The following is a 24,198-nucleotide window of genomic DNA, read 5'->3' on the forward strand; positions in this document are numbered from 1 at the left end:
ACAACCTCTCGCTCAATTCAATACATTAATAGGTCCTGAACCTAGGAACCGAGACAATGCTCCACAAAACGGGCCCCCGGAATGCTCAGGGCCTCACGACGCCAAACAAAATACACCGGACCCGGGTCGAGATCTTCTGGTCTGAACACACGGACATTCCCGCCATCGTTCTCAGATCTCTCGTGCAACATGCTATCCGGAAAACACGAAACGCCAAGGCCCGCCGCCACACACGCCCGCAACACGTCGTACGACTCTATGGTTTGAATCGCTGGCGTCTCCAACCCGCGCGCATTGAGCCATCCCTCAAAACGGTTGCGATAAAAGCAATCCGTATTGAACAGAAAAACGGTGGTCGTGAGCCAATCTATATCATCCACAGCCTTTATGGACCGCGGCGTGACGAGCGACAGGCTTTCGCTGAAGGCAAAACGGCTGTCCAGCAACGGATGCTGGATAGGTCCGTCGGTGAGAACAAGATCCAGCTCGCCATCAGACAGCATGCGCTCAAGGGTGTACGATGGCCGCGTTAAAAGCGTCAGTTCGACGCCTGGATATGCGGCGGCGAACGCAGGCAAACGCTCGGGAAGAAAATGACGCAACGCCACATCCAGAGCCCCTACTTTCAGAATCCCCCTCGGTTTGTCCGCATCGAACAAATGAGGAAGACGTCCAAGCCCCGCAACCAGCGGCGTGACCTCGCGGTATAAAAGTCGCGCAGCCGGGGTGACGATCAGGCGTCCCTTTTCTCGCAGAAACAATTCCTGCCCGAGAATTTGTTCGAGTTCCTTGAGACGCGCCGTGATGTTGGAGGCGACGCAGTGCATCCGGCGCGATGCCGCGACGATCGACCCTTCCTCCATGATCGCACAGAAAAATTGCAACTGGGAAAGCTTCAGGGCGTCCATATCGTCCCCATTTCAGGCATCGAGAAAATAAACGTCAAAGAAAGAAGACTTTCCTTCCCCATAAAGCGTTGAGGTCGCGCCCTGTTTCGCTGTCAGGCCGTCGCGCAAAGAGCTTCCCAAACCTTCACCGCCTGCGTCATGGCCTGCGCATCGTGAACACGCAGTATCGCATCGCTGAACACAAGGCCCGGAATATTCGCAGCCACAGTCCCGGGGTCACGCAGACGCGCCTCGGCAACGCCAGTTACGTCACCGATCATCCTTTTACGCGACACGCCAACGAGGACCCTGCAACCCAGATTCGCCAAAATCGGCAGCCGACGGAGCAATTCGTAATTCTGAACGCTCGTTTTCGCGAAACCAAAGCCAGGGTCGACCAGAAGACGAGACCGGTCGATTCCTGCATTCTCCGCATCACGAACAGCCGCCGCAAGTTCCCTTACGACATCCACGCCGATATCGTGGTAATCCGTCAGCATATTCATTGTCGCGGGCTCCCCACGCATATGCATCAGCGCCACCGCGCACTCTTTGGTCGCCAACATCGGCGCCGCATCGCGATCATGACGAAGCGCAGAAACATCGTTGACGAGAGCCGCACCCGCATCCACAGCCGCCCCCATCGTGCGTGCGTTACGTGTGTCGACCGAGATCACGGCGCCCGCCTGTCGCAGACGTTCCACGGCGGGTTTTAGCCTTCGCCATTCGTCTTCAAGAGAAACGGCTGCTGCGCCCGGACGCGTGCTTTCCGCCCCCACGTCGATGATTCTCGCGCCCCCGTCCTGCAAAACACCGATCTGACGTGTTGCGGCTTCTGTACTTTCATAGTCTCCGCCATCGCTGAAACTGTCAGGGGTGACGTTCAAAATCCCCATGACAGTCGTCCCGGCGGGCAGGCCGCAGGACGGCGGCGCGGTAGTAACCATCCTCATCGCCTCTCGCCACCCGGCCGGGATACGCTCCACCGGGACCGGCCCTGTACGTTGAGCGCCATCCCAAAGAAACGCCAATGCGAAAGCGGCGGGCCCGCCAGCAAGAGGCAACGCGACGCCAGCCTTTACCGTTGCGACAGCCTCATTCCCATACAAAAGCCCCGCGGGCTCAACCAGTTTCACCGCGTCCATCAGTCCCTTCCTGAACACCCCCTACTGGGCCGTTCCTCGTTGCTCCCCCACCGCACCGTATCGAACGTTGCGGATATCCCTCATCAACAGCGTCTGCCGAGAGGCCTTCGCCACACACCCGGAAGCTCCGCACGAAAAAACGCGCCGCCCACAAGGACGGCGCGTTTCCCGAACGCATACTATTCTGGACGGCTCAACCCGGCAGAGGCGTCGCGCCTCCCAGCGTCGGCGGCACGGAAACGCCGCCATCATCCTTCCGACCGAGCACCGGCGGTACAGATGAGCGCCTGTTTTCCGGCATCGCGTCGTCAATCACCACGCGCTCGATCTTCTCGCCACGCAGAACTTGTCGGATTTCCTCACCGCTCAGCGTCTCGTATTCGAGCAGGGCTTCCGCGAGACGATGCAGTTCGTCGATATGCTCGATCAGCAGCGTGCGAGCACGGTTGTAAGCCGTGTCGATCAGTTGCTTGATCTCGGCGTCGATCTCCCGCGCAGTGTCTTCCGACACGTTCTTGCTCTGCGTCACCGAGTGGCCGAGGAACACCTCCTGCCCGTTGTCGCCATAAGCGATCATGCCGAGCTTCTCGCTCATGCCCCATTCGGTGATCATCCGGCGCGCCTGATCGGTCGCCATCTTGATGTCGCCCGAAGCGCCGCTGCACACGTTATCCGGCCCGAAGACGATTTCCTCAGCCGCACGGCCGCCCATCGCAAGGTCCAGCTCCGCCAGGCATTTGGCCTTGCTCTTGGAGTAACGATCACCCTCCGGCAGGCTCATCACCATGCCCAGCGCGCGACCGCGCGGGATGATCGTCGCCTTGTGAACCGGGTCAGTGCCCGGCGTCAGAACGGATACGAGAGCATGACCGCCTTCGTGGTAGGCGGTCATACGCTTCTCTTCCTCGCTCATGACGAGCGAGCGGCGCTCGGTGCCCATCAGCACCTTGTCTTTCGCATCCTCGAACTCACGCATCGCGACGGTGCGCTTGCCCTGACGCGCCGCGAGCAGAGCGGCCTCGTTCACCAGATTCGCCAGATCGGCACCGGAGAAGCCCGGCGTGCCGCGCGCGATCACCTTCGGATCGACGTCTGACGCCAGAGGCACCTTGCGCATGTGAACGCGCAGGATTTTCTCGCGGCCGTTCACGTCCGGATTGGGCACCACGACCTGACGGTCGAAGCGGCCGGGACGCAGCAGCGCGGGGTCGAGCACGTCCGGGCGATTGGTCGCCGCGATCAGGATCACGCCCTCGTTGCTCTCAAACCCGTCCATCTCGACGAGCATCTGGTTCAACGTCTGCTCGCGCTCGTCATTGCCGCCGCCAAGACCGGCGCCACGATGACGGCCGACCGCGTCGATTTCGTCGATGAAGATAATGCAGGGCGCCGATTTTTTGCCCTGCTCGAACATGTCGCGGACACGCGAGGCGCCGACGCCGACGAACATCTCAACGAAATCGGAACCCGAGATGGTGAAGAACGGCACGTTTGCTTCGCCTGCGATGGCGCGTGCGAGCAGCGTCTTGCCGGTGCCCGGAGGCCCTACCAGCAGCACGCCCTTGGGAATCTTGCCACCCAGACGAGTGAATTTTTGCGGATCCTTCAGGAACTCAACGATTTCCTGCAGTTCACCCTTGGCTTCGTCGATGCCCGCCACGTCCTCAAAGGTCACGCGGCCGTGCTTTTCGGTCAGCATCCTTGCACGGGATTTGCCGAAGCCCATGGCGCGGCCGCCACCGGACTGCATCTGGCGCATCATGAAAATCCACGCACCGATGATCAGCAGCACCGGCGCCCAGTTCAGCAGATAACGCAGGAGCGGGTTGCCCTCGGTCTCAAGCGGCTTCGCAACCACCTCGACGCCCTTCCCGGTCAGGCGCGAAACCAGACCCGGGTCCTGCGGAGAGTAGGTGTCGAAAGAGGTGCCGTCGGTCAGGGTGCCGGAGATGTTGTGCTCCTGAATCACCACCGAACGCACGCGACCGTTGTCGACGTCGGCCACGAAGTCCGAGTAGGCAAGCTGCTGAGCCGAGTGCTGGACCGAGCCGGGCTGGAATATATTAAAAAGAAGCAATAGCAGGACGATGATGCCGACCCACAGCGCCAAGTTGCGTCCAAAGTTATTGATCACGGCATCCGTTCCATGCTGTTCCCGCAGGCGGCTCGCCCGTCCGCCCGAACCCTAATCAGAAAGGTTTCGGCCGCCGATTGCAATCCTGCTTGGGTTACATGGTGGTCAGACAGCGCTTTCAAAGTGCGCGGCCGCTAAATTTAGGGCGGTATGTATCGCGCGCATGCGCCTTCGGCCGTTGACGTGGATTTTCGCGGCTATACCCCGCCGCCGGACCAGCAATCTCATCACCGTCGGTCGGGGCCTTGCTGGTTCTGGAATTTGGCTCCCGTTCAGCAGAAGGATGGAGCCCTGCCCGCAGCTTTACCCATTCAGGCGAGATCACTTGGATAGAACACGTGTAAAAACAGAACCATAGACCCGCGCGAACGCGCCCGATGCGAACAAACCGGGACCTTTCAAACGCCGAAGTTGCACACGCCCCCTCATTGCGCGTCTGACCTCAGGACCAGCCCCACACGCCGCCCGGCGCAGCGGCGACATTCGGCGCGAACGAAAACTCAGCCCGAACGAGGGCCTCCTCCTCGCATATCCCCAAATAAGGGATGCACACGCGACGCTCTCCGCGCCATAGCGCCGGCAATGTCTCGCACAACGCGGCCGCCAGGCCTCCTCTGGCGCGCCGGTCGATCCCCTTTCCGGCCGCGCCCACACGCAGACCAACCATGTCCGCATCGCAATGCAGCACGAAGCGTCGGTCCCACACGACGCCATCGCGCGCTTCGATCCGTCCATCCATCGCCACCGGCTCGCGCGCCAGAATCCAGCTCTGCCCTGCGTCAGCAGCGGTTCGCGCCCGCAGCAGCCGCGCCCCGGCGAGCGTCCCGGCGCGACCGCGCCGCCGTAACGCCGCCACTGCATCGGCCGGCGGCGGGTAAGCGCCTGCGCCCACACAACGGATCAACGCCGCAAGCGCGGCGTCGCCTGGAAGGTCATGACCAAGCGTCGCCCAACCGCCCACGCTCAGCGACGCCGTCAACGCCAGTTCCGTGGCGCACGCATTCTCATGCGCCGCACGAGTGACCGAGCTAATGCGTCCAAGCGCGAACAGTTCCGCCTTCAACGTTTCGCCTCCCTCCAGAAGGGTACGGCGAACACGCACGCGCTCCGCCCGGAGATCGTCGTTCGAGGGATCATCCACCCACGGCACGCCCGCATGGCGCAGCGTCTCGCGAAGCGCCGCACGGGAGACGCCCAGAAGCGGACGCACCAGACGCACGTCCGGCGTTTCTGTTATCCACGCCATGCCTGAGAGGCCGAAACCCTCGCCTCGCGTACGGCGCATCGCAATCGTCTCGATCTGGTCGTCCGCCTGATGGCCAAGCAGAAGATCGACGCATCCGCTTTCGCGACACGCGGCAAACAGTGCGGCGTAGCGTGCATCCCGTGCTCGGTCGGCCACTCCGGGTCCTGCCCGAAGCGTATTCAAGGTCAGGATTCGTGCGCTGATCCCCATGGCTTCAAGCCGCTCTGCGGCTTCGGCCGCCTCTTGGGCAGAGTCCGGACGCAGGCCGTGGTCGACAATGAACGCCTGAAGGCCACGACGCCATCGTGACGCCAGCCACGCAAGAGCGAGCGAGTCTCCGCCGCCTGAAACCGCCAGCGCGGCAGGAGGAGCGCCGGAAACATCCGGCAACCACGGGCCGAGGCGCGCCATAACTGCAGCGAAATACGAGGGCGTCACCGGCCTCGCGCCAGCCTCGTCGAACGGATGCTCCGAAGGCGCGTCGTCAGGAGGCGTCACAATCCGCCTCCCGACGTCATCACCAGGCTGCGCTCAGGAACACCCGGCGCGCTGCGTGAAGATCTGGGACGCATGCGACACGCGAGCCGCCGGAGACGGGAATTCCGCCTTCAGCTTACCCAGGGCCTGACACGCAGCCTTTTTGTCGCCGAGCGCGATCAACGACGCACTCACCCCCAGAAGAGCGTCCGGCGCACGCGCGCCTTTCGGCGACAGCTTGTAGGCGTCGTAATATGACACGGCGGAGTCACGATACTGCTTCTGTCCCGCGAGCGACTGCCCAAGAAGGAACTGCGCGTCGACCTTCGCCCCGCCCTTTGCAGTCTTCAGCGCCGATTCGGCGCTTTGTTGCGCGCTCGAGTAATCACGCTTGAGCAACGCCGCGTTCCCTGTCTTGAGGTAGGCATCCGGCGTCTGCGCGTGCGGCGCGTCGGAATCTCCACCACCCGAACTCGCCTCGACGGCAGGGGCGCTAGCAGGCGCCGGAACGCCGCCCCCCTTCCCGTTCTGCATCGCGAAGCCCAGGTCACCGATCTGCTTGGTCAGCGCGTCGTTCTGTTCTTTTAACTGGTTGGTCAATTGCTCGATCTGACCGCGCATATCCCGCTGCTGGTCCTCTAGCGTATTCACGCGGTCAACCAGTTGCGCGACAAGGTCTCCACTATTCCCCGCCGGGGCTGCGCCCAAAGGCGTCGGCGGCGGTAGCGAACCAGAGGAAGCGCCTGAAGCTCCGCCCGCAGACTGCATCTGGCTCAATTGCTGGCGCAGTTCCATGATCTGGTTCTGTAGTTCGATGCCTTCGCGGCTGTTGACCTGCGCCAACGCGGGCGCTGCGCCGATCACGACGGGAGCGCCAGCGCACAACGCTAGAAAGAGCGTTCTCGCCATCCCGATTGCGCCAGACTTCAATGACTGCCCAGCGATGCGCTTCACGATGCGCGTCATTCTCGCGGCTCCCTGCCGTTAGCGTTCATGCGTCGCTCGACTCCCTGCTTCAGGAACAAAGCGTGGCGACGACGTCAATACCATGATGGTCCAGAACGCGAGAGGCCGGAAGGACGCGAAGTATCCTCGCTGTAGCGCGCAGAGGCGTCCGGGTCCGGACATCTCTGCAATCGCTCGCCTCTGGAGCAATCCGGTTCTGGATATGAAAAAGCCGGTCGGACACCAATGGTCCGACCGGCTCTATTCAACAATTCGACGCGTTTAGAAACGTATCGAGTTGCTTATTACTGCACAGCCGTGATGGCGTTGCGGTTCTGCGCCCATGCATCTTCGCCGTCGCCGGTCGCCGTCGGGCGATCCTTGCCGTAGGAGATGGTGGACAGACGTGCGCCAGCCGTGCCCTTCGCCGTCAGATAGTCGCGCGCGGCGTTGGCGCGGCGCTGACCCAGGGCGAGGTTGTATTCCTCGGTGCCACGGTCGTCGCAGTTACCGGCGATCTGCACGGAAACCTGCGGATACTTCGCAAGCCAGTCAGCCTGCTTGTCCAGGGTAGCCTTCGCGTCAGCGCTCAGGCTGTTCTGGTTCAGGTCGAAGAACACGCGGTCGCCAACATTGGCCACCAGATCGGCTTCGCTTCCCGGAACGGGGCCGCTCGGCTGCACCGCCGCCCCCGCGCCCGTGGCGGCGCCCGTGTTGGCTTGATCGTTCGAGCAGGCGGCCAAAAGGGCGGCCACGCCGAGCGCACCGATAAACTTCAGTCTCATTGTCTCGATCCTGAGATCAGTTCCACAGCGGGAACATGTAGAGATTAAGTAAAGGAAATGACGCCGGATTTCTCCGTAAGCCGAAGCCAACCGAAACCGCGCGAACAGCGTTCGCCGCAGAAAGCAGTTGGCTTTCGAACTACACAGGCCATAGCCACAGGTTTTCGCCCCGGTCAAGCCTGATAATAGCGTGGCGCCGCCGTTTCCTCGGGGCAGAGTTGCATAAATGAAACGACCGGCGGCACCGTCAAACGTTCAGCGGCGACCAGGTCGGGGAGGACCCGCCCTCCGGGGTCGGTATCACGCGCTCGTGGAACCCAGTGATGTCGATCGTGCCAATGGTGTCACGACTGCTGGCGCCGCCCGTGCGGCGGCAGAAAGCGAGAACGCGGCCGTTCGGACAGAAAGTCGGGCTTTCCACCGTATAACCCTGCGTCATGATCCGCTCGCCCGTGCCGTCAGGGTTCATGACGCCGAGAGAAAACTGCCCACCGGAAATACGGGTGAAGGCGATCAGATCTCCGCGCGGCGACCACACCGAGTCTCCGTAGCTGCCGTTGCCATAGGAGATACGCCGCGCCGCGCCGCCCGATGCGCTCATCACATAAAGCGCAGGAGATCCGCCGCGGTCGGAGTTGAACACGATCTGCGACCCGTCCGGGCTGAAGCTTGGGCTGACGTTGATCGCCCCGCCGGAGTTGGTGAGCTGGCGCTTGGCGCCCGACCCCAGTTCGACCGCCACAAGTTCCGAGCCGCTGCCGCGTGCGACCGGCACGATCACGGTTCCGCCGTCGGGGGAGAAATGCGGCCCAAGCGGCACACCATTGAATTCGGTCAGGATGCGCTGGCGCCCTGTCGACAGGTCGAACACGTAAACGCGGGGCGTCGCCGTCGCATACGACAGGAACGCGATCTGATCGCGAACAGGGTTAAAAGCTGGCAGTTTCGTCTGACCGCTGCTCAACACGCGGTAGTTGGCGCCGTCCTGATCCATGATCGCCAGGCGCATGCGCGGGTTGCGACTGCCGCCTGAGCGGGACACAAAACCGATGCGCGTATCGAAATAACCCTTCTCGCCCAGCATCCGCTGGTAGATCACGTCGCCGATAATGTGCGCGATGCGGCGCCAGTTGGCGGCGCTGGTCGTGTAGGCCGTACCCTGGATCTGCTGACTGGTCAGAACGTCCCACAGGCGGAACTCAACGCGCAGCGAGCCCGCGCCCGTTACGGCGCCAGTCACAGCCGCGCGCGCGCCCATGGCCTTGTAAGGGCCGAAATCCGGCGTGCCCGTTCCGGTGGAGCCTAAGATGACCTTGAAAAGCCCCGTGTTCGACAGATCGTCAGTCAGAACGCCGGTGATCTGGTCGCCGACGCCGGCGCCAAAAGAAGGGATAACGATGGGGATCGGCGCCGTCCGCGCCTGATCGACGGTGATCTCCGCCGCAGGCTGATCAGCCGCCCGCGCGGCGAGCGGCGTCGCCATCAGGCCCGCGCCGAGAAGGGCGCCGCCGCCCAGCAGGGCGCGACGCCCCAGTCCCTCGCCGCCGAACCCGGCGCGCTGCGCCGAAAACAGTTCGGCGAAGGCTTCCGCCTCCCGGTCGGACAGATAGCCGCGTTCAGTCGAACCCATGGTCAGTGTCTCCTTGCTCTTCCGGATCAGGGCCGGAAGACGAACTTCAGTTGCCGGGTCTGACCCAGCAGGTTTTTCGGTATCGGCAGCTTCGAACAGGTCGGACTGAGCACCGCCGCCCGAGCACGCTCCGCTAAAGCGCGGTACGACGGGTCGGCGTTCATTTTCGCCTGCGTTTCTGGCGCAAATGCGACAAGCCGCGCTTCACCGGTAGCGTCGACCGTGACGATCAGATGCGCGACGAAGCTCGCGTAATCCTTCGCAGCCGTATCCTCGGCGTAGCAGCGCCGCACCTCCCCACCGATCGCACGCTGATCGCCCGCGCTCATCGCGCCAGTGATGTCGCCATCGGGCGTACCGCCGCCATTTGGCGCGCCGCCCTGCGCGGGATTCGGTTTCGCCTTCGGCGCATGCGTCTGCTTCGTGTCGGATCTGAATGAATCCAGCGTCTCAAGCAGGGAATGCGTGTCGGCTTCCGCCTTCTTCGCCTTGTTCGGCTGCGTGATATGCGACGGAATCGCAGTGTCCGGCAGAGCATCCGTCGGCTGCGTTTGCGGAGACGGCGGGGCGACCGCGTGCGTCGGCTGCGGCGGCGCGGGCGGCGACGGCGGCGTTTTCACGGCGTCCGGCGTCGGCTCCTCGGCCTTCGGCGGCAGAGGTGTATCCGGCAGCGGCGGCGTCTCCTGCTGTGGCGGCGGAGGAACCGGCGGGGGGGGCGGAGGAGGCGGAGGCGTTTCCTCCGTCGGCTGCGGCTTTGGCGGCGTCGGCGTCGGAGGCTCCGGCGACGGCGTCGGCGCGGGAGCGGGAGCCGGTGCAGGCTGCGGCGCCGGTTTCGCGGCGCGCGCGGGGGCGCCGCCGCCGGAAGCGCCTTCAAACTGCATCTCGACTGGCGGGGGCTCTTCAGGCTCCGGCGGCTTGGGCGTCGGCAGAGACAGCACAGCCGCAAGCAGGATGGCCAGATGCAACAAGCCCGACATGACGGCTGAACGTCGCATCAGGACGGTTTCGGAACGGCGAGGCCGAACCATGAGGGTGTCAGCTCCCCTCTTCAGGCGAACGCAGGACGGGACGCGAAAGCGCGCGAAACGCCCCCGCCCACGCACGCGAAGCCAAACGACAGAACCGGGGCGGTGGAGCGGTCATGCACGGCGCGAGCCCCTCAGTGTCCGCCTGCGGGCTGCTGCGCGAGCAGCGCCACATGCGTAAAGCCGCCTGCGGTGATCTGTCCCATCACCTGCATGACCTTGCCGTAATCGATATGGGCGTCGCCACGCACGAAAATGCGATGCGTGGGGTCATTTTCAGACGCCGCTTTCAGTTGATCGATCAACTGATCGCTGGAGACCGGGTTGTCGCCCAGATAGATCGTTCCATCGGACTTGATAGAGACGGTGATCGGCTTCGTGTCGCTGTTCACCGGCTTGGCGTCGGTCTTGGGCAGATCGACGTTCACGCCGCTGGTCATCATCGGCGACGTCACCATGAAGATGATGAGCAGCACCAGCATCACGTCGACCAGCGGCGTGACGTTGATGTCCGACATCGGGCGTCGCTTCCTGCGTGGACCGCGCCCGCTACCTCCGACCGACATGCCCATGAGGTCAGGCCCTCTCTTCGGACTGGCGTGAGAGAATTGCGGCGAACTCCGTGCCGAATCCTTCCATGCGGTCCTGGAAATGGGACAGTGAATTGCTGATCACGTTATAGGCGATCACCGCCGGGATGGCCGTGACAAGGCCGATCGCCGTGGCGAACAGCGCTTCGGAAATGCCGGGGGCGACCACGCTCAGATTGGTGTTGTGCATCGCCGCGATCGAGCTGAACGAGTGCATGATGCCCCACACCGTGCCGAACAGGCCGATAAACGGAGCCACCGGACCAATAGTGGCGAGGAAGATCATCCAGCGCTCAAGGCGTTCCATCTCGCGCGTGATGGTGATCGACATCGCCCTGTCGACGCGCTCCTGCACGCCGCCACGAAGCAGATCGACCCCGGGAATGCGCGCCGAACGCCGCCACTCTCCCATCGCGGCACCGAAAACGGCGGCCAAGGGATGCGCGGGCTTCGCGCCCTCCGCCTCGTAAAGATCGTCGAGACTGCCGCCCGACCAGAATTTATCTTCGAACGTCGTCGCCTGCTGGTTGATCCGACGCAGCGTGACGATCTTGTCGAACACGATGGCCCAGACCCAGACACTGCAGACGATCAACCCGATCATCACCAGTTTGACGACGAGCGAGGCCTGCATGAACAGCCCCCAAAGCGACAGATCCCCGGCCGCAGCCACGCCGAGATTTGCCGCGTCTACCGCATGATCCAAAAACGCCTCCTGCCCTTTCGGCTCTAGGTGACCCGGGCGGCCGCGCCGTGATGACGCACGCCGAACCCGCAGCGACTCGGCGGAACGCCGAACCTCGCCGCGATCCTTACTGACTTCCCGCGCAAAGCAGAAGGCGCCTCACTGACCAGTATCGGCCAGTCCCAGCAACAAAGCACGCCAAGACGGCGGAAATCGGGCAGCCCGGGCATCGGCGACGCGAATGCAGGCCAGCCGCACGTCGAGCTGCGCGCAAACGTCCGCGCCACGAAAAAAAATCTGCTCCAGCCGACAACTCGCGGCGCCTTGCTCCAGCAGGCGCGTCCTGACCGTGGCGACGTCATCCAGCCGAAGCGGCATGAGGTAGTCGAGGGAGGCCGAACGAATCACGAAAGCCAGACCGTAATCCCGCAGCAAATCGATCGCGGCCATACCCTGGGCCCGAATCGCCTCTGTCCTCGCACGCTCGGCGAACGCAAGGTAGCGGGCGTGATAGACCACTCCGCCCGCGTCCGTGTCCTCGTAATAAATCCGGAAATCGATGCTGTGGGTCGTCATGACGCCTCCTATCCGATCCCGTCATCCGCCAGCAGATCGAACTGCCCTGCCGACGCCGGCGGCGTCAGCCCGAGATGCCGCCAGCCGCGCTCTCCGAGAACCCGGCCTCGGCTGGTGCGCAGCACGAGCCCTTCCTGAATCAGGTAGGGCTCCACCACATCTTCCAACGTATCGCGCGCTTCGGCCAGAGCCGCAGCCAGCGTCTCGACGCCGACCGGGCCGCCGTGATGGTGCTCGGCGATGCGCCGCAGATACCGTCGGTCCATGCCGTCCAGGCCGAGACTGTCCACCTCGAGCCGGGTCAGCGCCGCATCCGCGACCTCCGCGCCGACCGGCTCCCCCGCCTCGACGCCGGACGCCGCTCCGACAGACGCAAAATCACGTACACGGCGCAACAGACGCCCGGCGATGCGCGGCGTGCCGCGCGACCGACGGGCGATTTCCGCAGCGCCATCACGCGTCAGCGCGAAACCCAGCTTTCTGGCGCCTCGGCTTACAATAAGTTGCAATTCTTCAGGGGTGTAGAACACCAGACGCAGCGGAATTCCGAACCGGTCACGCAGCGGGGTCGCCAGCAACCCGGCGCGGGTCGTCGCTGCGACCAGCGTAAACGGCGCCAAATCGATTCGCACGGAGCGCGCCGCCGGGCCTTCGCCAATGATCAGATCGAGCTGAAAATCCTCCATCGCGGGGTAGAGAATTTCCTCGATCGCCGGCTGCAGACGATGAATTTCGTCGATGAACAGCACGTCGCGCGGCTGCAGGTTTGTCAGGATCGCCGCCAGATCGCCCGCCCGCTGGATGACCGGCCCTGACGTCGCGCGAAAACCGACGCCAAGCTCCCGCGACACGATCTGCGCCAGCGTGGTCTTGCCAAGGCCCGGGGGGCCGTGGAGCAGCACATGGTCCAGAGCCTCGTCTCGGGCGCGGGCGGCCTCGATGAAGATGGCTAGGTTCTCGCGACTGGCCTTCTGCCCCGTGAAATCCGCCAGCGTCTGCGGGCGCAGCGATCCTTCGCCCAGATCCTCCTCGCCGCGCGCGGGATCGACCGCACGCTCGGCTTCAGGGCGTCCCTTCATCGCGCCAGCTCCTTCAGGGCGTCACGAATGATGGCGTCCAGAGCCGCATTATCGCCCGCTTCCGCGATCAGCTTGCCGACGACAGGCCATGCCTCCGCCCGACGGAACCCAAGCCCCGCCAGCGCAAGCAGCGCATCGCTCTCGATCGTGTTTTCAGCCCCGCGTTGCGCCACGATCGAGGCTGTCGCCGTGCCCGAGCCGCCGCCGGGCATTTTCGACGCCTTGTCGCGCAATTCCGTCAACAGTCGCTCCGCGAGCTTGCCGCCGACGCCCGGCGCGCGTGTCAGGCTCGCCTTATCCGCGCTGCTGATCGCTGCGATCAGTTCGGACGGCGACATGGTGGACAGCAGCCCGAGCGCGACTTTGGCGCCGACGCCCTGGATGGCGGTCAGCACGCGAAACCAGTCGCGCTCGGCGGCGTCAGCGAATCCGTAAAGCAGGATCGCGTCCTCGCGCACCACGGTCTCCACCAGCACGCGCGCCCGCTCCGGCGGCTGCGGCAGGGCGGAGAGCGTGCGCGTCGAGGCGAAGACCAGATAGCCGACGCCGTTGACGTCGATCACGCAGCGATCCGCATCGACCTGCGCGAGCAGGCCCGCGAGTGAAGCGATCATCGCCCGACGCTCGACGCCGCGCGCTTCTCGGCCGACGCCCGCCCCACCGCCACCCGCTGGGCGCTGGCGCGCAGATGCGCGTGGCAAATGGCGACAGCCAGAGCGTCAGACGCGTCGGCGCGACTGATTTTCGCGGTGGGCAACAGGCGACGCACCATCATCTCGACCTGATCCTTGCTGGCGGCCCCCGTCCCCACGACGGCTCGCTTGACTGTCATCGCGCCGTATTCCGACACGCTGAGTCCCTCCAGCGCCGGAGCAAGCAGGGCGACGCCGCGCGCATAGCCGAGCTTCAGGGTCGATGAGCCGTTGCGGTTCACGTAAGTCTCCTCGACCGCCGCCTCCTGCGGCTTGTGCGTCTGAATCAACGCGGTCAGCGCGTCGTACAGAGCGCGCAGGCGATCCGGCACGGCCTCGTCCCCATCAGTGGCGATAACGCCGTCGGCCACGTGCATCAGACGATTGCCCTCCACGTCGATAACGCCCCAGCCGGTGAAGCGCAGGCCGGGGTCTATGCCAATGAGTCGGGTGCGCGTGATCATGTTTCGTTCTTAGCTGGCGCGGGCCACGGAGACCAGAGCGTGCACCACTCAGCTCAGCCTGCCGCCAGAGCGGCGCATGCCCGCTCTGGCCGGGCAGCCCCGGTCAGCCGGTAGAATCAGTTCCCTCGAAACGGGATGCCGCAGAAGCGGGACGTGGAAAAACCAGTTCGTATTCGTCGCTCCACTCCCCCTTGAAGAAGTCGGCATGTTCGACGAGCCGGTCGAAAACGAAACCTACGCTTCTGGCCAGTTCCAGAGACGCAATATTGCGCGTGCAGATAGCCACACGCGCGCAGTGAATGGCGGGGTCTTCGAAAGAGCGGGCGAGCGCAAGAGTGAGCGCCGCTTTTCCCACGCCCCTCCGCCAGTATCGAGGAAAGACGTGGTAGCCCAGCAACGCCTCGCCCCCGCCCACCGTCGCTTGCGCATAACCGAGCGGGGCGCCGTCCGAAGCGCGCCGGACGATCCAGTTGATCCACGCCTCGCCCTCGCCGACGGGCGCTTCCTCGATTTGGCGAATGTAATGCGCCCGCAACGCCTCGACCGAAACGGGAGGGTCTTCCCTGATGTAGCTATAGGCCGCAGGGTCGGAGAGTCCTTCGAACATGATCTCCGCATGCTCGGGTCCCAATCCCTCAAGTCGCACGTCGGAGATCGCATAGATTGCGGAAGACGACGCCGCGATGGATTGGTCGATGGCGGCGAGCGACGACTGGCTGGAGATCGTCACGCCCCGCCGTCTCCCCAAAGCGACGCCCCGACAAAAATCCCGACCGACACGACCCGTGATGTGAGACCAATCCCGAACACGCATCACCTTCCCCGCAGTGCGCCTCCTCCAAGTCAGGGAGCCACTATACCGCAGCCCTTGCGCCCAGCGGCAAGGGCTCCATAACCTGTCGGCGACCTTGTTACTGCGCCGTTCAAGCGTATTCGACCAGAGGAGTCGGCAGGATCGCGCTTTGGCGAGAATGGGCACGCCCACTGGATCGGCAGTCAGAAACTCGATCACTGCTGTGGGGGCATGGCTTTTCATGCTGTAGCACTCCGCATTCGCGGAGAAACATCGGCAACGGAATTTTCATATAATGAAGCGTATCGATCTTGCCCCGCCGAGCGCCTCCACAGCGCCGAAAGCGCACGCTCCGGCCCGGGTCTTCCTCAATCCACAAGAACGTCTCTGTTGACGGGAGCGGCCTTGAAAGACAGCCCTGACGCCAATACTCTGGCCGAAACACTGTTACGCGAACACGGCCTTTCCGCCCCCGATATCGCAGAACGGCAGGCGCGTCATGAACTGCATGTCAGCAACGTCCCTGCAGCGGAACTCTGGGTCGCCACACTGCGCATTCTTTGTCAGGATACGCGAGCGCTGAAAATCGTATCGAACGGGCGAGAAAAGCCGAAACCCCCGCCGTCAGAAAACGACTGAGGACGCAACCTCCCGCATCCTGAGGCCGAGCGTCTCGACCGAACCGACGCTGTGTTCGTTGGTGTAAAACGCCGCCCCCAGAGCAAGACCAAAACCCGGCGTTCCGGTCGGCACCGAGACGGCGACGCCGCCGACCCCCGCGATCCAGGTCCCCATGTCCATCACGTAACCGTCGCGACGCGCCGTCTCGACCTCGCGCCTGACGGCTCCCCGAGCCGGCGCATTGAAATTGCGCGACACGATGGCCTCCACCGCCTGATCCTCGCACAACGACAGCAATATCGTGGCGCCGGACCCGACGCCTAAAGGCACATGGCCGCCGATGCCGCGGGTCAGTGACGGAATCACCCTGCGACCGAAGCATGCGTCCACGCAAACCGCACGATCGTCCGCATGAACAAGCAGGAAAAACGCGTCGTGCTCGCGAACCGGAAGCGACGCGACCGCCGAACGCCACCATCGGCTTTGAGCCAGACGTTCCGCCGGATGAAAGGCGCCGATCGTCTCGTGACGCGGCGCGCGCCAGACATGGCTGTACCGTCGCGTTCTCGGCACGCGCGCCGCCAGCCCTTCGTCACATAGCGCGCCCAACAGTCGGTGAGTGGTGGATTTCGGCAACCCGCAAGCCTGCCCGATATCTTTCAACTCCATACCCTGCGGTCCGGCGTCTGAAAGCGCCGCGAGAAGCCGCGCAGCCTTGCGCACCGCGTTCGCCGTCCCGCCCCCCTCCGTCCCGCGTTCCACCATATGGAATTCTCCGGATACCAGTTCGATCCCGTATTGACCTGACGCTCCAGCTCTAACACGGTTCGTATCGATACCGCCACAAATTCCCGGCGCAACAGCGGCCACGCCGCCGTCCAGAGCCATTTCTAGGAGCGACGTATGGAGCTTTATGCGCGCAGACATGCATCCAGACGCCATCGTGGCGTCAAGGTCGGTCATGCCGCCCTGTTGCTTCCCCTGCTGCAGTCAACGGTCGCACTCGCCGCGCCAGCGACCGGAAGCAGTTCCACCTTGCAACAAAACACCAAACAGGTTGCCCTAACGGGCGCTCGCTCATCTCATTTGGCGACGCGAACAACAACAGCAGCCCCCACGACTGCAGCAACACCCCGCAAGCGAGAGACCGCCCAGGCGCTGCAGCAGGACGACGAGCAGGTGATCGTCACCGGCACGCGCGACCCTCACCAGACCGCACGCAAGAGCACCAGCCCCGTTCTCGTCGTCTCGTCACGCCAGTTGCAGCAAACCGGACAGGCCGACCTGCGCGACGCGTTGACTCAGCTTGCGCCGTCACTGACGCGATCGACGATGAACATCGGCAACTCCAACATGACCGACGCGCTGCAGCTGCGCGGTCTGACGCCAAACCAGACTCTGGTTCTGGTGAACGGAAAACGTCGTCACACTACGTCCGTCATGACCGACTACACCGGCCCGCAACAAGGCTCCATTCCCGTCGACATCGACATGATCCCGGTATCCGCCGTGGATCACGTGGAAATTCTGCAGGACGGCGCGGCTGCTCAGTACGGCTCCGACGCGATCGCAGGCGTCATCAACATCATTCTCAAGCACTCAGCCAACGAATTGACGATGCAGGCGGTCAACGGCGGTTACTACGCCGGAGACGGCTTCACATCGGGCGAGTCCGTAAACTGGGGCACCGATCTTGGCGGTCGCGGCTTCTTCGATCTGAGCGCCGAATACAAATACATGGACCACACAGACCGGGGCGGCATAGACAACCGCACGGGACAATTTGACAATCATGTTTTGGGAAATCCACGCATCCAGCGGGAGACAATTTCCTACAATATGGGTTACCGGATTACGGACGCGATCGAGTTCTACTCGTTCGCATCATACGGCCACGTGAATGGCGAGAGTTACCAGAACTACCGCCTGCCTTCGATCCTGCCCCAAGTTTATCCTCAAGGATTTTCACCACAAATTTCCGTTTCTCAAAATGACTACAGTTTTACGGCCGGGTTCAGAGGAAAAAAATTCGGTTGGGACTGGGACCTCAGCACCACCTATGGCGGCAACGTCGCAGACGTGGGCATGTTCGATACCGTGAATCCCGATCTTTACGCGGCGACAGGACACACGCCCACGCGCTTTTCTCCAATGATGACATTCAACGATACGCAATGGACGACCGATGCGGGCGTCAGACGCAGTTTCGATGTGCCCGTTCTTGCGGGACCGCTCAATTTCGCTCTGGGCGCGCAGTATCGCTACGACACGTATCAGGTCGGAGCAGGCGAACCCGCGTCTTACTATGGAGGAGGGCCATCGGCGGACGACGGACTTTCACCGATGTCTGCGTCGAAAAACTACCGTGACGTCACAGCGGGATACGTCGACGTCTCGACGCATCTTCTCAAAAACTGGCAGATCGATCTGGCTGGCCGCTTCGAACATTACACCGACGCAGGCAACACCGAGACCGGCAAAGCCTCGACACGCTACGACTTCAACAAACGTGTTGGCGTTCGCGGCACCATCAGCAATGGTTTTCGCGCGCCCACCCTTGCGGAAGAACATTATTCCAACCTCAGCGTGTCTCCGACCGGGGCTTCCGGAATTCTTCCCGTAGATTCGAAGTCGGCCATTCTGCTCGGCTCAAAGCCCCTGCGCCCTGAACGTTCGATGAACTACTCTGCAGGCATCGTCCTAAACCCTATCGACCCGTTGCATATTTCCATAGATGTCTACCAAATTTCCCTGAAACACCGCATCACTCTGGGCGGCATTTATAATGGCGACCAGGCGATCGACGCGCTGCAGGCAGGCGGGTTTGGGCTGCCGAGCGGCCTGATCGCCGAAGATGTGACCGCGCAATATTTCGCCAACACATCCAACACCCGCACACGCGGCATGGACATCACCGCGAACTATCTGACCCATTTCGGAAAGTTCGGCGACGTCGCGTGGGATCTGGCGATCAATTTAAACAAAACCACCATCACTCATGTCGACGACGACCAAAACGGGCAACCGCTGCTCAACGCTCTGTATCGCGGCTTCCTGACGACTTACACGCCGAAGAATAAGGAGATTGTCGGCTTCACCTGGAGCAAGGGCGCCTGGTCTGTTGGCGTGCATGAAATCCGCTACGGGAAAGTGACGTCGCAACAGCAATATGTCACCGGACCATACGCCTACTCGAATACGGTCTATCTGCCCTTCAACAACCGTCCGAAAGAGGCTACAAACATTCTGGTGTCGTATCAGATAACGCCGTCATGGCGGGTCGGGCTGGGAGCAAACAACCTGTTCAATTCCAAACAGCGCAGGGTTCCATACAGCACGAACTACCTTGGCGTGCAGCGCTATAATTTCGACGTGCAGCAAATCGGCTTCAACGGGGGATACTACTACTTCCAGATCAATTACCGCAGATAACGCCTGAGCCGGAAGGGAGAAAAACCATGACGGATGTCGTCGTCATCGGATGTGGCGTGAGCGGAGCCGCAACCGCGTGGGAACTGGCTCGCTCGGGCCTTTCCGTCACTATCGTCGACCGCTATGGGCCGGCGGCGATGGCCAGTGGCTGGACACTCGCGGGAGTCCGCCAGTCGGGCCGCGATCCTGCCGAAATTCCTCTGGCGATCGCCGCGGTAAAGCTCTGGGAGGATCTGGCCGAAACGCTGGACGCGCCAACCGGCTACACACAGGACGGGAATCTCCGAATTGGCATGGGCGCGGGTGATCTTCTGGCCCTGAAGGACATCGCTGAAACGGGCGCTGCCTTCGGGCTGCCCATTTTCTTTCTGGATAGCGCGGCCGCCGTTAGAGACATCGCGCCCGCCATTGCGCCCCTCGTCGCGGGGGCGACCTTCTGTTCGACAGACGGACATGCCGACCCCGACGCCACCGTCAGCGCCTACATCGCCGCCGCGCGCCGGGCCGGGGCGACAACCCTATTCGGTGAATCTGTCATCGCTATCGAAACCTCTTCCGGTAAAGTCACGGCTGTGCGAACTGCATCGCACCGCATCGCGACGGGCGCTGTCGTGCTGGCCAGTGGCGTCATGGGCAACGACCTGCTCGCACCTTTTGGCGCCGACGTGCCGCTCGACGTCAAATACGTCACCGTCGTTCGCACGAAACCGGTCGCCCCTGCCCTCAAACAGGTCATTTCCGTCGCCGACGTCCGCAACGCGGAAGCCGCCTGCGCGGGACGACAGCAACTGGACGGAGCTTTTCGCTTCACCAGCGGCATCGAGCCGTGGAACGGCGCCATGCAGGAGCAAAACGGACGTCCGGTAATCGCGCCGCCAATTCGCGCACTGGCGGAAACAATCGAGAGTTTCGGGACCGTTGTGCCCGCTGCGCTGGACGCCGAGATCGACGCCTATTGGTGTGGTCTGATCGACCAGACGCCGGACTCGCTTCCGGTGCTCGATCGTGTCGAAGCCGCCACAGGAGTTTTCGTCGCTCGCGGCTTTTCGGGACACGGGTTCTGTCTCGGTCCCATCACCGGAAAAATCATGGCGGCGCTCGTCAAGGAAGAACAACCACCAGTCGATATTTCCGCTTTTTCCTTATCTCGTTTCGAAAAAATAAACGCGAGCGCGTTCGAACCGGCCACACTGCATGGCTGAAGGCATGTTGGCCTTCGCGGCGCGCCGGGCCGGCGTGAACGTGCTGCTGCTGCTGCTGGTGTCGCTGACAGGCTTTATGCTTCTGCATGCGACACCCGGCGGCCCGCTCGCCCAATTTTCACTGTCGCCGGGCATGACCAGCGAGCGACTGAATCAGATCGCCCATTCTATGGGGCTCGATCAACCCCTGTGGCTGCAATATGTGGAGTGGCTCGGGGGTTTGCTGAAGGGCGACTGGGGCCATTCCTATCGCGACCACGCTCCGGTGCTTTCGATCATCGTCGCGCATCTTGGCGCCACGGTCGAACTTGGCCTCGCTTCGCTGGTGATTTCCTTCCTCGGAGGTCTGGCGATGGGGTTGGTCGGCGCGCTGCGCGCCGGACAGGCCATCGACTCGCTTTGCTCTCTCGTCGGCGTCATCCTGCTGTCTCTTCCGACTTTCTGGCTTGGTCTTGTCTTCATCTACTTTCTGTCGGTCCGTACAGGGTGGTTTCCGGCAGGCGGCCTGATGTCGCCGGGCAACGCCTCGCCCGTTGATCGCCTGCGCCATCTGGCGCTTCCTGCGCTGACGCTTGGTCTGGTTTCCATACCAGTCTGGGGGGCATACGTGCGCTCTTTTGCAGGCGACACGCTGAATCAGGACCACATTCGCACCGCCCGTGCGCTCGGTGTTCCCGGCTGGAGGATCGTGCTGCGGCGAGTTCTTCCTGCGTCCCTCCTCCCGCTGATTCCGATAGCGGGCGTCTATCTCCCGACCCTGCTGAGCGGGGCGCTCGTCACGGAGACTGTCTTCACCTGGCCCGGCGTGGGGCGTCTGTTTCTCGACAGCCTGCAGTACCGCGACTATCCGGTGGCGCTGGGCGTTCTTATGTTCAGCGCCGTTCTCGTGCTGATATGCAGCCTTGCCGCGGAATTGCTGCACCACGCTGCCGACCCAAGACTGCGCGCATGAGCGGCGCCGACGCCATCCTGTCGGTCAGGACGCATCTGCACGGTCTGCGCCCGCGTGGCCGGATCGCCGCTTACTACATCGTTTTCGTCGTCATCGCATGTGTCGCAGGCCCGTGGATTTTGCCATACGGCCACGCACATATCGATCTGCATCACCGCTTTCTCTCTCCGATCAGCGCCGGGCATCCACTCGGCACTGACGAAATTGGACGCGATCTGCTGACGCGCGTGCTGATGGGCGGGCGCGTCTCCCTGCTGGTGGGGCTGGCGTCCACCATTCTGAGCACCGTGATCGGCACGGCGCTCGGCCTTGTCGCGGGGTACAACAGCGGGACGGCGCGGTTTCTGATTACGACAATCATCGACGCCACGTTGTGTTTTCCGGTCGTGTTCCTGATGCTGACGCTCGCCGCCGTGCTCAGCCCCGGCGTAGGGACGATCATCGGCATCGTGACGCTGGTCAGCTGGATGGAGGCCGCCCGCGTCGTGCAGGCGCAAACGCGCGTGATCCGAAAAATGGATTACGTGACCGCAGTTGTCGCCATGGGGGCGAGTGACCGTTATGTGCTCCTGCGCGAGGTTCTGCCGAATGTCGCTCCCGCGGTGATCGTCAGCGCGACGCTGACCATCGCGCGGGCGATCCTTCTCGAATCATATGTGAGCTATCTTGGTTACGGCGTGCAGCCGCCGGACGCCAGTTGGGGAAATCTTCTCAACAATGCGCAGGAATATCTTGAATCCGATCCTTGGCTCGCCATCATTCCCGGCGTCGCCATTGCGCTGACCGTGACGATGTTCAACCTGCTGGGGGAAAGCCTGCGAGACGCCATCGATCCCTCCCTCCGGGCCAGAGGGCGCAGGTCATGACGCTGCTGTCCGTTCGCGATCTGGGCGTCGATTTTGGCGGGCCGCCGATTGTTGACGGCGTTTCTTTCTCGATGAAAAGAGGAGAAATCGTAGCGCTTGTCGGAGAAAGCGGTTCGGGCAAGAGCGTCGCCTCGCTCGCCCTGATGGGGCTTTTGGGACGAGGCAACGTCACTGGCTCCGCCATGCTGCGCCTGAATGACGGACGTGAGACCGACCTCGCGCGGATCAGCTCGCGCGAGCGGCGCGGCGTGCTGGGGCGGCACGTGTCGATGATTTTTCAGGACCCGTTGAGCAGCCTTGATCCGATTCAGACTATCGGCGCACAGATGCGCGAGGTGCTGGCGCTGCATTGCGGCCTGCTAGGCCGAAAAGCCGAAGCCCGCGCTGTCGAGTTGCTGCATGAAGTAGGGATCGTCGATCCGCAGGCGTGCCTGAAACTGATCCCGCAACGCCTGTCCGGTGGAATGCGGCAGCGCGTGCTCATCGCCATGGCGATCGCAGGAGAGCCCGAACTGCTGTTGGCCGACGAGCCTACGACGGCGCTGGACGTGACCGTGCAGGCGCAAGTGCTGCGCCTGCTGCTCTCACTCCGCGCTCGGTCCGGCATGGGGATGATCTTCATCACGCATAACCTCGCCGTCGCCTCCTCTATCACAGATCGCGTGATCGTCCTCTACGCCGGACAGGTTGTGGAAGATGCCCCGGCCGACGCGTTCTTCGCCGCACCCGCCATGCCATACAGCAAGGCCCTCCTCGGAGCCGCGCCGGGGATAGACAGCGTGTTTGGCGCGCGGCGCCTGCCCACCCTTCGCGGACAGGTTCCCGCCCCCGGCGAACGCGGCGTCGGGTGCCGCTTCGCGCCACGCTGCGACGCCATGCGTCCGACGCCTTGCCAGACACAGATGCCTGATCTTCAGAATATCGCCGATGGCGAAAACGAAGTTCACGCCGTACGTTGCGGTCGATGGGAGGAACTCGCCCGATGACTGCGCCGGTTCTGAGCGTTCAGGGCGTATCCAAGACCTACACGCAACGCGCAGGTTTATTCGGTCGGCCGTCCCAAACCTACGCCCTACGGGAGGTATCGTTCGACCTGCGCACAGGCGAAATCCTGGGGCTGGTAGGAGAATCTGGCTCCGGCAAGACCACAGCAGGGCGTATCGCCATGCGTCTTGTCGAGCCGAGCGATGGCAAAATTCATCTGGCCGGCCAGGATGTCACCGGCCTGTCCGGCGCGGCGTTAAGACCGATGCGACGCCGGATACAACTGATCTTTCAGGACCCCTCGGCGTCGCTCAACCCGCGCCAGACCATTCGGCAAATCCTCAGAACGCCGCTTCGACTGCGCGGAATTACGGACGATGCGGAAATTGTGCGTATGCTGGCGATTATCGGCATGGGCGCGGAAGCGCTGGACCGTACGCCCGCCATGTTTTCCGGTGGGCAACGACAGCGCCTGAGCATCGCGCGGGCGCTGCTGATGAACCCGGACATCATCGTCGCAGACGAAGCCGTGTCGGCTCTCGACGTCTGCGTTCAGGCGCAGGTGGTCAATCTTCTTCTGGATCTGCGCGATCAGTTCGGCCTGTCGATCCTGTTCATTGGCCATGATCTCGGCGTCGTCGGGCTGATATCCGACCGTGTCGGCGTCATGTTTCGCGGAAGCCTGGTCGAAATCGCCCCCTCCCGCGAACTGTTCGAGCGCCCCCGCCACCCCTACACCGCGCGCCTGCTCGCCGCCGCCCCGCGTCAGGGCGGCAAGCTTACGCCCCACGCCGAAGTCGATACGGGACGCTTTTCTCCCACCTCGGTTGAGGGTTGCGCCTTCGCGGCGCTTTGTCCACACGCAATCACCGAATGCAGAACGACCAGACCCGTCATGCGCGAAATTGCGCCGGATCACTGGACGGCCTGTCGGCGCGCCGATCTCGACCTTCGCCCGGCGCACTGTTGAAAAGAAGCAGAGGAAGAC

The 24,198-nt window shown here is 63.0% G+C and carries 23 protein-coding genes; 7 read left to right on the plus strand and 16 right to left on the minus strand.

The window, feature by feature from the left end; genetic code table 11:
* Positions 1 to 41: 41 nt before the first annotated feature.
* The 15 genes from HK28_RS02490 to HK28_RS02560 all read right to left on the minus strand — a co-directional run bounded on the left by HK28_RS02490 (position 42) and on the right by HK28_RS02560 (position 15,090).
* On the minus strand, positions 42 to 908 hold the full coding sequence (locus HK28_RS02490; protein ID WP_086643048.1) for a LysR family transcriptional regulator: 867 nt from the start codon (positions 906 to 908) through the stop codon (positions 42 to 44).
* A gap of 92 nt (positions 909 to 1,000) precedes the next feature.
* Positions 1,001 to 2,032, minus strand: coding sequence for a dihydropteroate synthase (gene folP / locus HK28_RS02495; protein ID WP_086643049.1), 1,032 nt, complete (start codon positions 2,030 to 2,032; stop codon positions 1,001 to 1,003).
* A gap of 193 nt (positions 2,033 to 2,225) precedes the next feature.
* Positions 2,226 to 4,163, minus strand: coding sequence for an ATP-dependent zinc metalloprotease FtsH (ftsH, locus tag HK28_RS02500; protein WP_086643102.1), 1,938 nt, complete (start codon positions 4,161 to 4,163; stop codon positions 2,226 to 2,228).
* A gap of 445 nt (positions 4,164 to 4,608) precedes the next feature.
* Complete coding sequence (tilS, locus tag HK28_RS02505; protein ID WP_233140303.1) at positions 4,609 to 5,910, minus strand: tRNA lysidine(34) synthetase TilS; 1,302 nt, start codon at positions 5,908 to 5,910, stop codon at positions 4,609 to 4,611.
* Positions 5,911 to 5,943: 33 nt separating this feature from the next.
* On the minus strand, positions 5,944 to 6,855 hold the full coding sequence (locus HK28_RS02510) for a hypothetical protein (RefSeq protein WP_233140304.1): 912 nt from the start codon (positions 6,853 to 6,855) through the stop codon (positions 5,944 to 5,946).
* A gap of 284 nt (positions 6,856 to 7,139) precedes the next feature.
* Positions 7,140 to 7,619, minus strand: a complete 480-nt coding sequence (gene pal, locus HK28_RS02515) for a peptidoglycan-associated lipoprotein Pal (protein WP_026397399.1) — start codon at positions 7,617 to 7,619, stop codon at positions 7,140 to 7,142.
* 247 nt (positions 7,620 to 7,866) lie between these two features.
* Positions 7,867 to 9,249: a Tol-Pal system protein TolB gene (tolB, locus tag HK28_RS02520; RefSeq protein WP_086643050.1), complete on the minus strand. Its 1,383-nt coding sequence runs from the start codon at positions 9,247 to 9,249 to the stop codon at positions 7,867 to 7,869.
* A 26-nt stretch (positions 9,250 to 9,275) separates the two neighbouring features.
* A complete protein-coding gene (locus tag HK28_RS02525; protein ID WP_086643051.1) occupies positions 9,276 to 10,277 on the minus strand; it encodes an energy transducer TonB in 1,002 nt (333 codons plus the stop codon).
* A 131-nt stretch (positions 10,278 to 10,408) separates the two neighbouring features.
* Positions 10,409 to 10,846 carry a protein TolR gene (gene tolR, locus HK28_RS02530; protein ID WP_026397402.1) on the minus strand — a complete coding sequence of 146 codons (438 nt, stop codon included), beginning with the start codon at positions 10,844 to 10,846 and terminating at the stop codon, positions 10,409 to 10,411.
* 4 nt (positions 10,847 to 10,850) lie between these two features.
* Positions 10,851 to 11,570 (minus strand): protein TolQ, encoded by a 720-nt coding sequence (gene tolQ / locus HK28_RS02535; protein ID WP_026397403.1) that lies wholly within the window; start codon positions 11,568 to 11,570, stop codon positions 10,851 to 10,853.
* A 138-nt stretch (positions 11,571 to 11,708) separates the two neighbouring features.
* A complete protein-coding gene (locus tag HK28_RS02540) occupies positions 11,709 to 12,125 on the minus strand; it encodes a YbgC/FadM family acyl-CoA thioesterase (RefSeq protein WP_086643052.1) in 417 nt (138 codons plus the stop codon).
* Positions 12,126 to 12,133: 8 nt separating this feature from the next.
* Entirely contained in the window at positions 12,134 to 13,204 is a 1,071-nt protein-coding gene (gene ruvB, locus HK28_RS02545; RefSeq protein WP_086643053.1) for a Holliday junction branch migration DNA helicase RuvB, read from the minus strand.
* Positions 13,201 to 13,818 (minus strand): Holliday junction branch migration protein RuvA, encoded by a 618-nt coding sequence (gene ruvA, locus HK28_RS02550; protein WP_086643054.1) that lies wholly within the window; start codon positions 13,816 to 13,818, stop codon positions 13,201 to 13,203. The genes ruvB and ruvA overlap by 4 nt, the downstream gene beginning before the upstream one ends.
* Entirely contained in the window at positions 13,815 to 14,360 is a 546-nt protein-coding gene (gene ruvC, locus HK28_RS02555; protein ID WP_086643055.1) for a crossover junction endodeoxyribonuclease RuvC, read from the minus strand. Before ruvC ends, ruvA begins: the two co-directional genes overlap by 4 nt.
* Before the next feature lie 103 nt (positions 14,361 to 14,463).
* Positions 14,464 to 15,090, minus strand: a complete 627-nt coding sequence (locus tag HK28_RS02560) for a GNAT family N-acetyltransferase (protein ID WP_158093365.1) — start codon at positions 15,088 to 15,090, stop codon at positions 14,464 to 14,466.
* Positions 15,091 to 15,558: 468 nt separating this feature from the next.
* Between HK28_RS02560 and HK28_RS02565 the strand changes: the two genes are divergently transcribed.
* Entirely contained in the window at positions 15,559 to 15,792 is a 234-nt protein-coding gene (locus HK28_RS02565) for a hypothetical protein (RefSeq protein WP_086643057.1), read from the plus strand.
* Here HK28_RS02565 and HK28_RS02570 read toward each other — a convergent pair.
* Positions 15,778 to 16,701, minus strand: coding sequence for an IclR family transcriptional regulator (locus HK28_RS02570; protein WP_158093366.1), 924 nt, complete (start codon positions 16,699 to 16,701; stop codon positions 15,778 to 15,780). The two genes, HK28_RS02565 and HK28_RS02570, sit on opposite strands and share 15 nt — an antisense overlap.
* On the opposite strand from HK28_RS02570, the gene HK28_RS02575 reads away from it, so the two are divergent.
* The 6 genes from HK28_RS02575 to HK28_RS02600 are packed head-to-tail and all read left to right on the plus strand — an operon-like array spanning position 16,678 to position 24,180.
* Positions 16,678 to 19,206, plus strand: coding sequence for a TonB-dependent siderophore receptor (locus HK28_RS02575; protein ID WP_086643058.1), 2,529 nt, complete (start codon positions 16,678 to 16,680; stop codon positions 19,204 to 19,206). The two genes, HK28_RS02570 and HK28_RS02575, sit on opposite strands and share 24 nt — an antisense overlap.
* A 26-nt stretch (positions 19,207 to 19,232) precedes the next feature.
* Positions 19,233 to 20,408 carry an FAD-binding oxidoreductase gene (locus HK28_RS02580; protein WP_086643059.1) on the plus strand — a complete coding sequence of 392 codons (1,176 nt, stop codon included), beginning with the start codon at positions 19,233 to 19,235 and terminating at the stop codon, positions 20,406 to 20,408.
* On the plus strand, positions 20,401 to 21,360 hold the full coding sequence (locus HK28_RS02585) for an ABC transporter permease (RefSeq protein ID WP_233140305.1): 960 nt from the start codon (positions 20,401 to 20,403) through the stop codon (positions 21,358 to 21,360). The genes HK28_RS02580 and HK28_RS02585 overlap by 8 nt, the downstream gene beginning before the upstream one ends.
* Positions 21,357 to 22,226, plus strand: a complete 870-nt coding sequence (locus tag HK28_RS02590) for an ABC transporter permease (RefSeq protein ID WP_086643060.1) — start codon at positions 21,357 to 21,359, stop codon at positions 22,224 to 22,226. Before HK28_RS02585 ends, HK28_RS02590 begins: the two co-directional genes overlap by 4 nt.
* The gene (locus HK28_RS02595; RefSeq protein WP_086643061.1) at positions 22,223 to 23,212 is read left to right on the plus strand and encodes an ABC transporter ATP-binding protein; all 990 of its coding nucleotides are present in this window, start codon (positions 22,223 to 22,225) and stop codon (positions 23,210 to 23,212) included. Before HK28_RS02590 ends, HK28_RS02595 begins: the two co-directional genes overlap by 4 nt.
* Complete coding sequence (locus HK28_RS02600; protein ID WP_086643062.1) at positions 23,209 to 24,180, plus strand: oligopeptide/dipeptide ABC transporter ATP-binding protein; 972 nt, start codon at positions 23,209 to 23,211, stop codon at positions 24,178 to 24,180. Before HK28_RS02595 ends, HK28_RS02600 begins: the two co-directional genes overlap by 4 nt.
* Positions 24,181 to 24,198: the final 18 nt, after the last annotated feature.

Source organism: Acetobacter sp. DsW_063 (assembly GCF_002153745.1).
Taxonomy (GTDB): domain Bacteria; phylum Pseudomonadota; class Alphaproteobacteria; order Acetobacterales; family Acetobacteraceae; genus Acetobacter.

Coding starts and splice junctions, on each gene's coding strand:
- HK28_RS02490 (WP_086643048.1), bottom strand. CDS start 908: ATGGACGCCCTGAAGCTTTCCCAGTTGCAATTTTTCTGTGCGATCATG.
- folP (WP_086643049.1), bottom strand. CDS start 2,032: ATGGACGCGGTGAAACTGGTTGAGCCCGCGGGGCTTTTGTATGGGAAT.
- HK28_RS02510 (WP_233140304.1), bottom strand. CDS start 6,855: ATGACGCGCATCGTGAAGCGCATCGCTGGGCAGTCATTGAAGTCTGGC.
- pal (WP_026397399.1), bottom strand. CDS start 7,619: ATGAGACTGAAGTTTATCGGTGCGCTCGGCGTGGCCGCCCTTTTGGCC.
- tolB (WP_086643050.1), bottom strand. CDS start 9,249: ATGGGTTCGACTGAACGCGGCTATCTGTCCGACCGGGAGGCGGAAGCC.
- HK28_RS02525 (WP_086643051.1), bottom strand. CDS start 10,277: ATGGTTCGGCCTCGCCGTTCCGAAACCGTCCTGATGCGACGTTCAGCC.
- tolR (WP_026397402.1), bottom strand. CDS start 10,846: ATGGGCATGTCGGTCGGAGGTAGCGGGCGCGGTCCACGCAGGAAGCGA.
- HK28_RS02540 (WP_086643052.1), bottom strand. CDS start 12,125: ATGACGACCCACAGCATCGATTTCCGGATTTATTACGAGGACACGGAC.
- ruvB (WP_086643053.1), bottom strand. CDS start 13,204: ATGAAGGGACGCCCTGAAGCCGAGCGTGCGGTCGATCCCGCGCGCGGC.
- ruvA (WP_086643054.1), bottom strand. CDS start 13,818: ATGATCGCTTCACTCGCGGGCCTGCTCGCGCAGGTCGATGCGGATCGC.
- ruvC (WP_086643055.1), bottom strand. CDS start 14,360: ATGATCACGCGCACCCGACTCATTGGCATAGACCCCGGCCTGCGCTTC.
- HK28_RS02575 (WP_086643058.1), top strand. CDS start 16,678: ATGGAGCTTTATGCGCGCAGACATGCATCCAGACGCCATCGTGGCGTC.
- HK28_RS02570 (WP_158093366.1), bottom strand. CDS start 16,701: ATGTCTGCGCGCATAAAGCTCCATACGTCGCTCCTAGAAATGGCTCTG.
- HK28_RS02580 (WP_086643059.1), top strand. CDS start 19,233: ATGACGGATGTCGTCGTCATCGGATGTGGCGTGAGCGGAGCCGCAACC.
- HK28_RS02585 (WP_233140305.1), top strand. CDS start 20,401: ATGGCTGAAGGCATGTTGGCCTTCGCGGCGCGCCGGGCCGGCGTGAAC.
- HK28_RS02590 (WP_086643060.1), top strand. CDS start 21,357: ATGAGCGGCGCCGACGCCATCCTGTCGGTCAGGACGCATCTGCACGGT.
- HK28_RS02595 (WP_086643061.1), top strand. CDS start 22,223: ATGACGCTGCTGTCCGTTCGCGATCTGGGCGTCGATTTTGGCGGGCCG.
- HK28_RS02600 (WP_086643062.1), top strand. CDS start 23,209: ATGACTGCGCCGGTTCTGAGCGTTCAGGGCGTATCCAAGACCTACACG.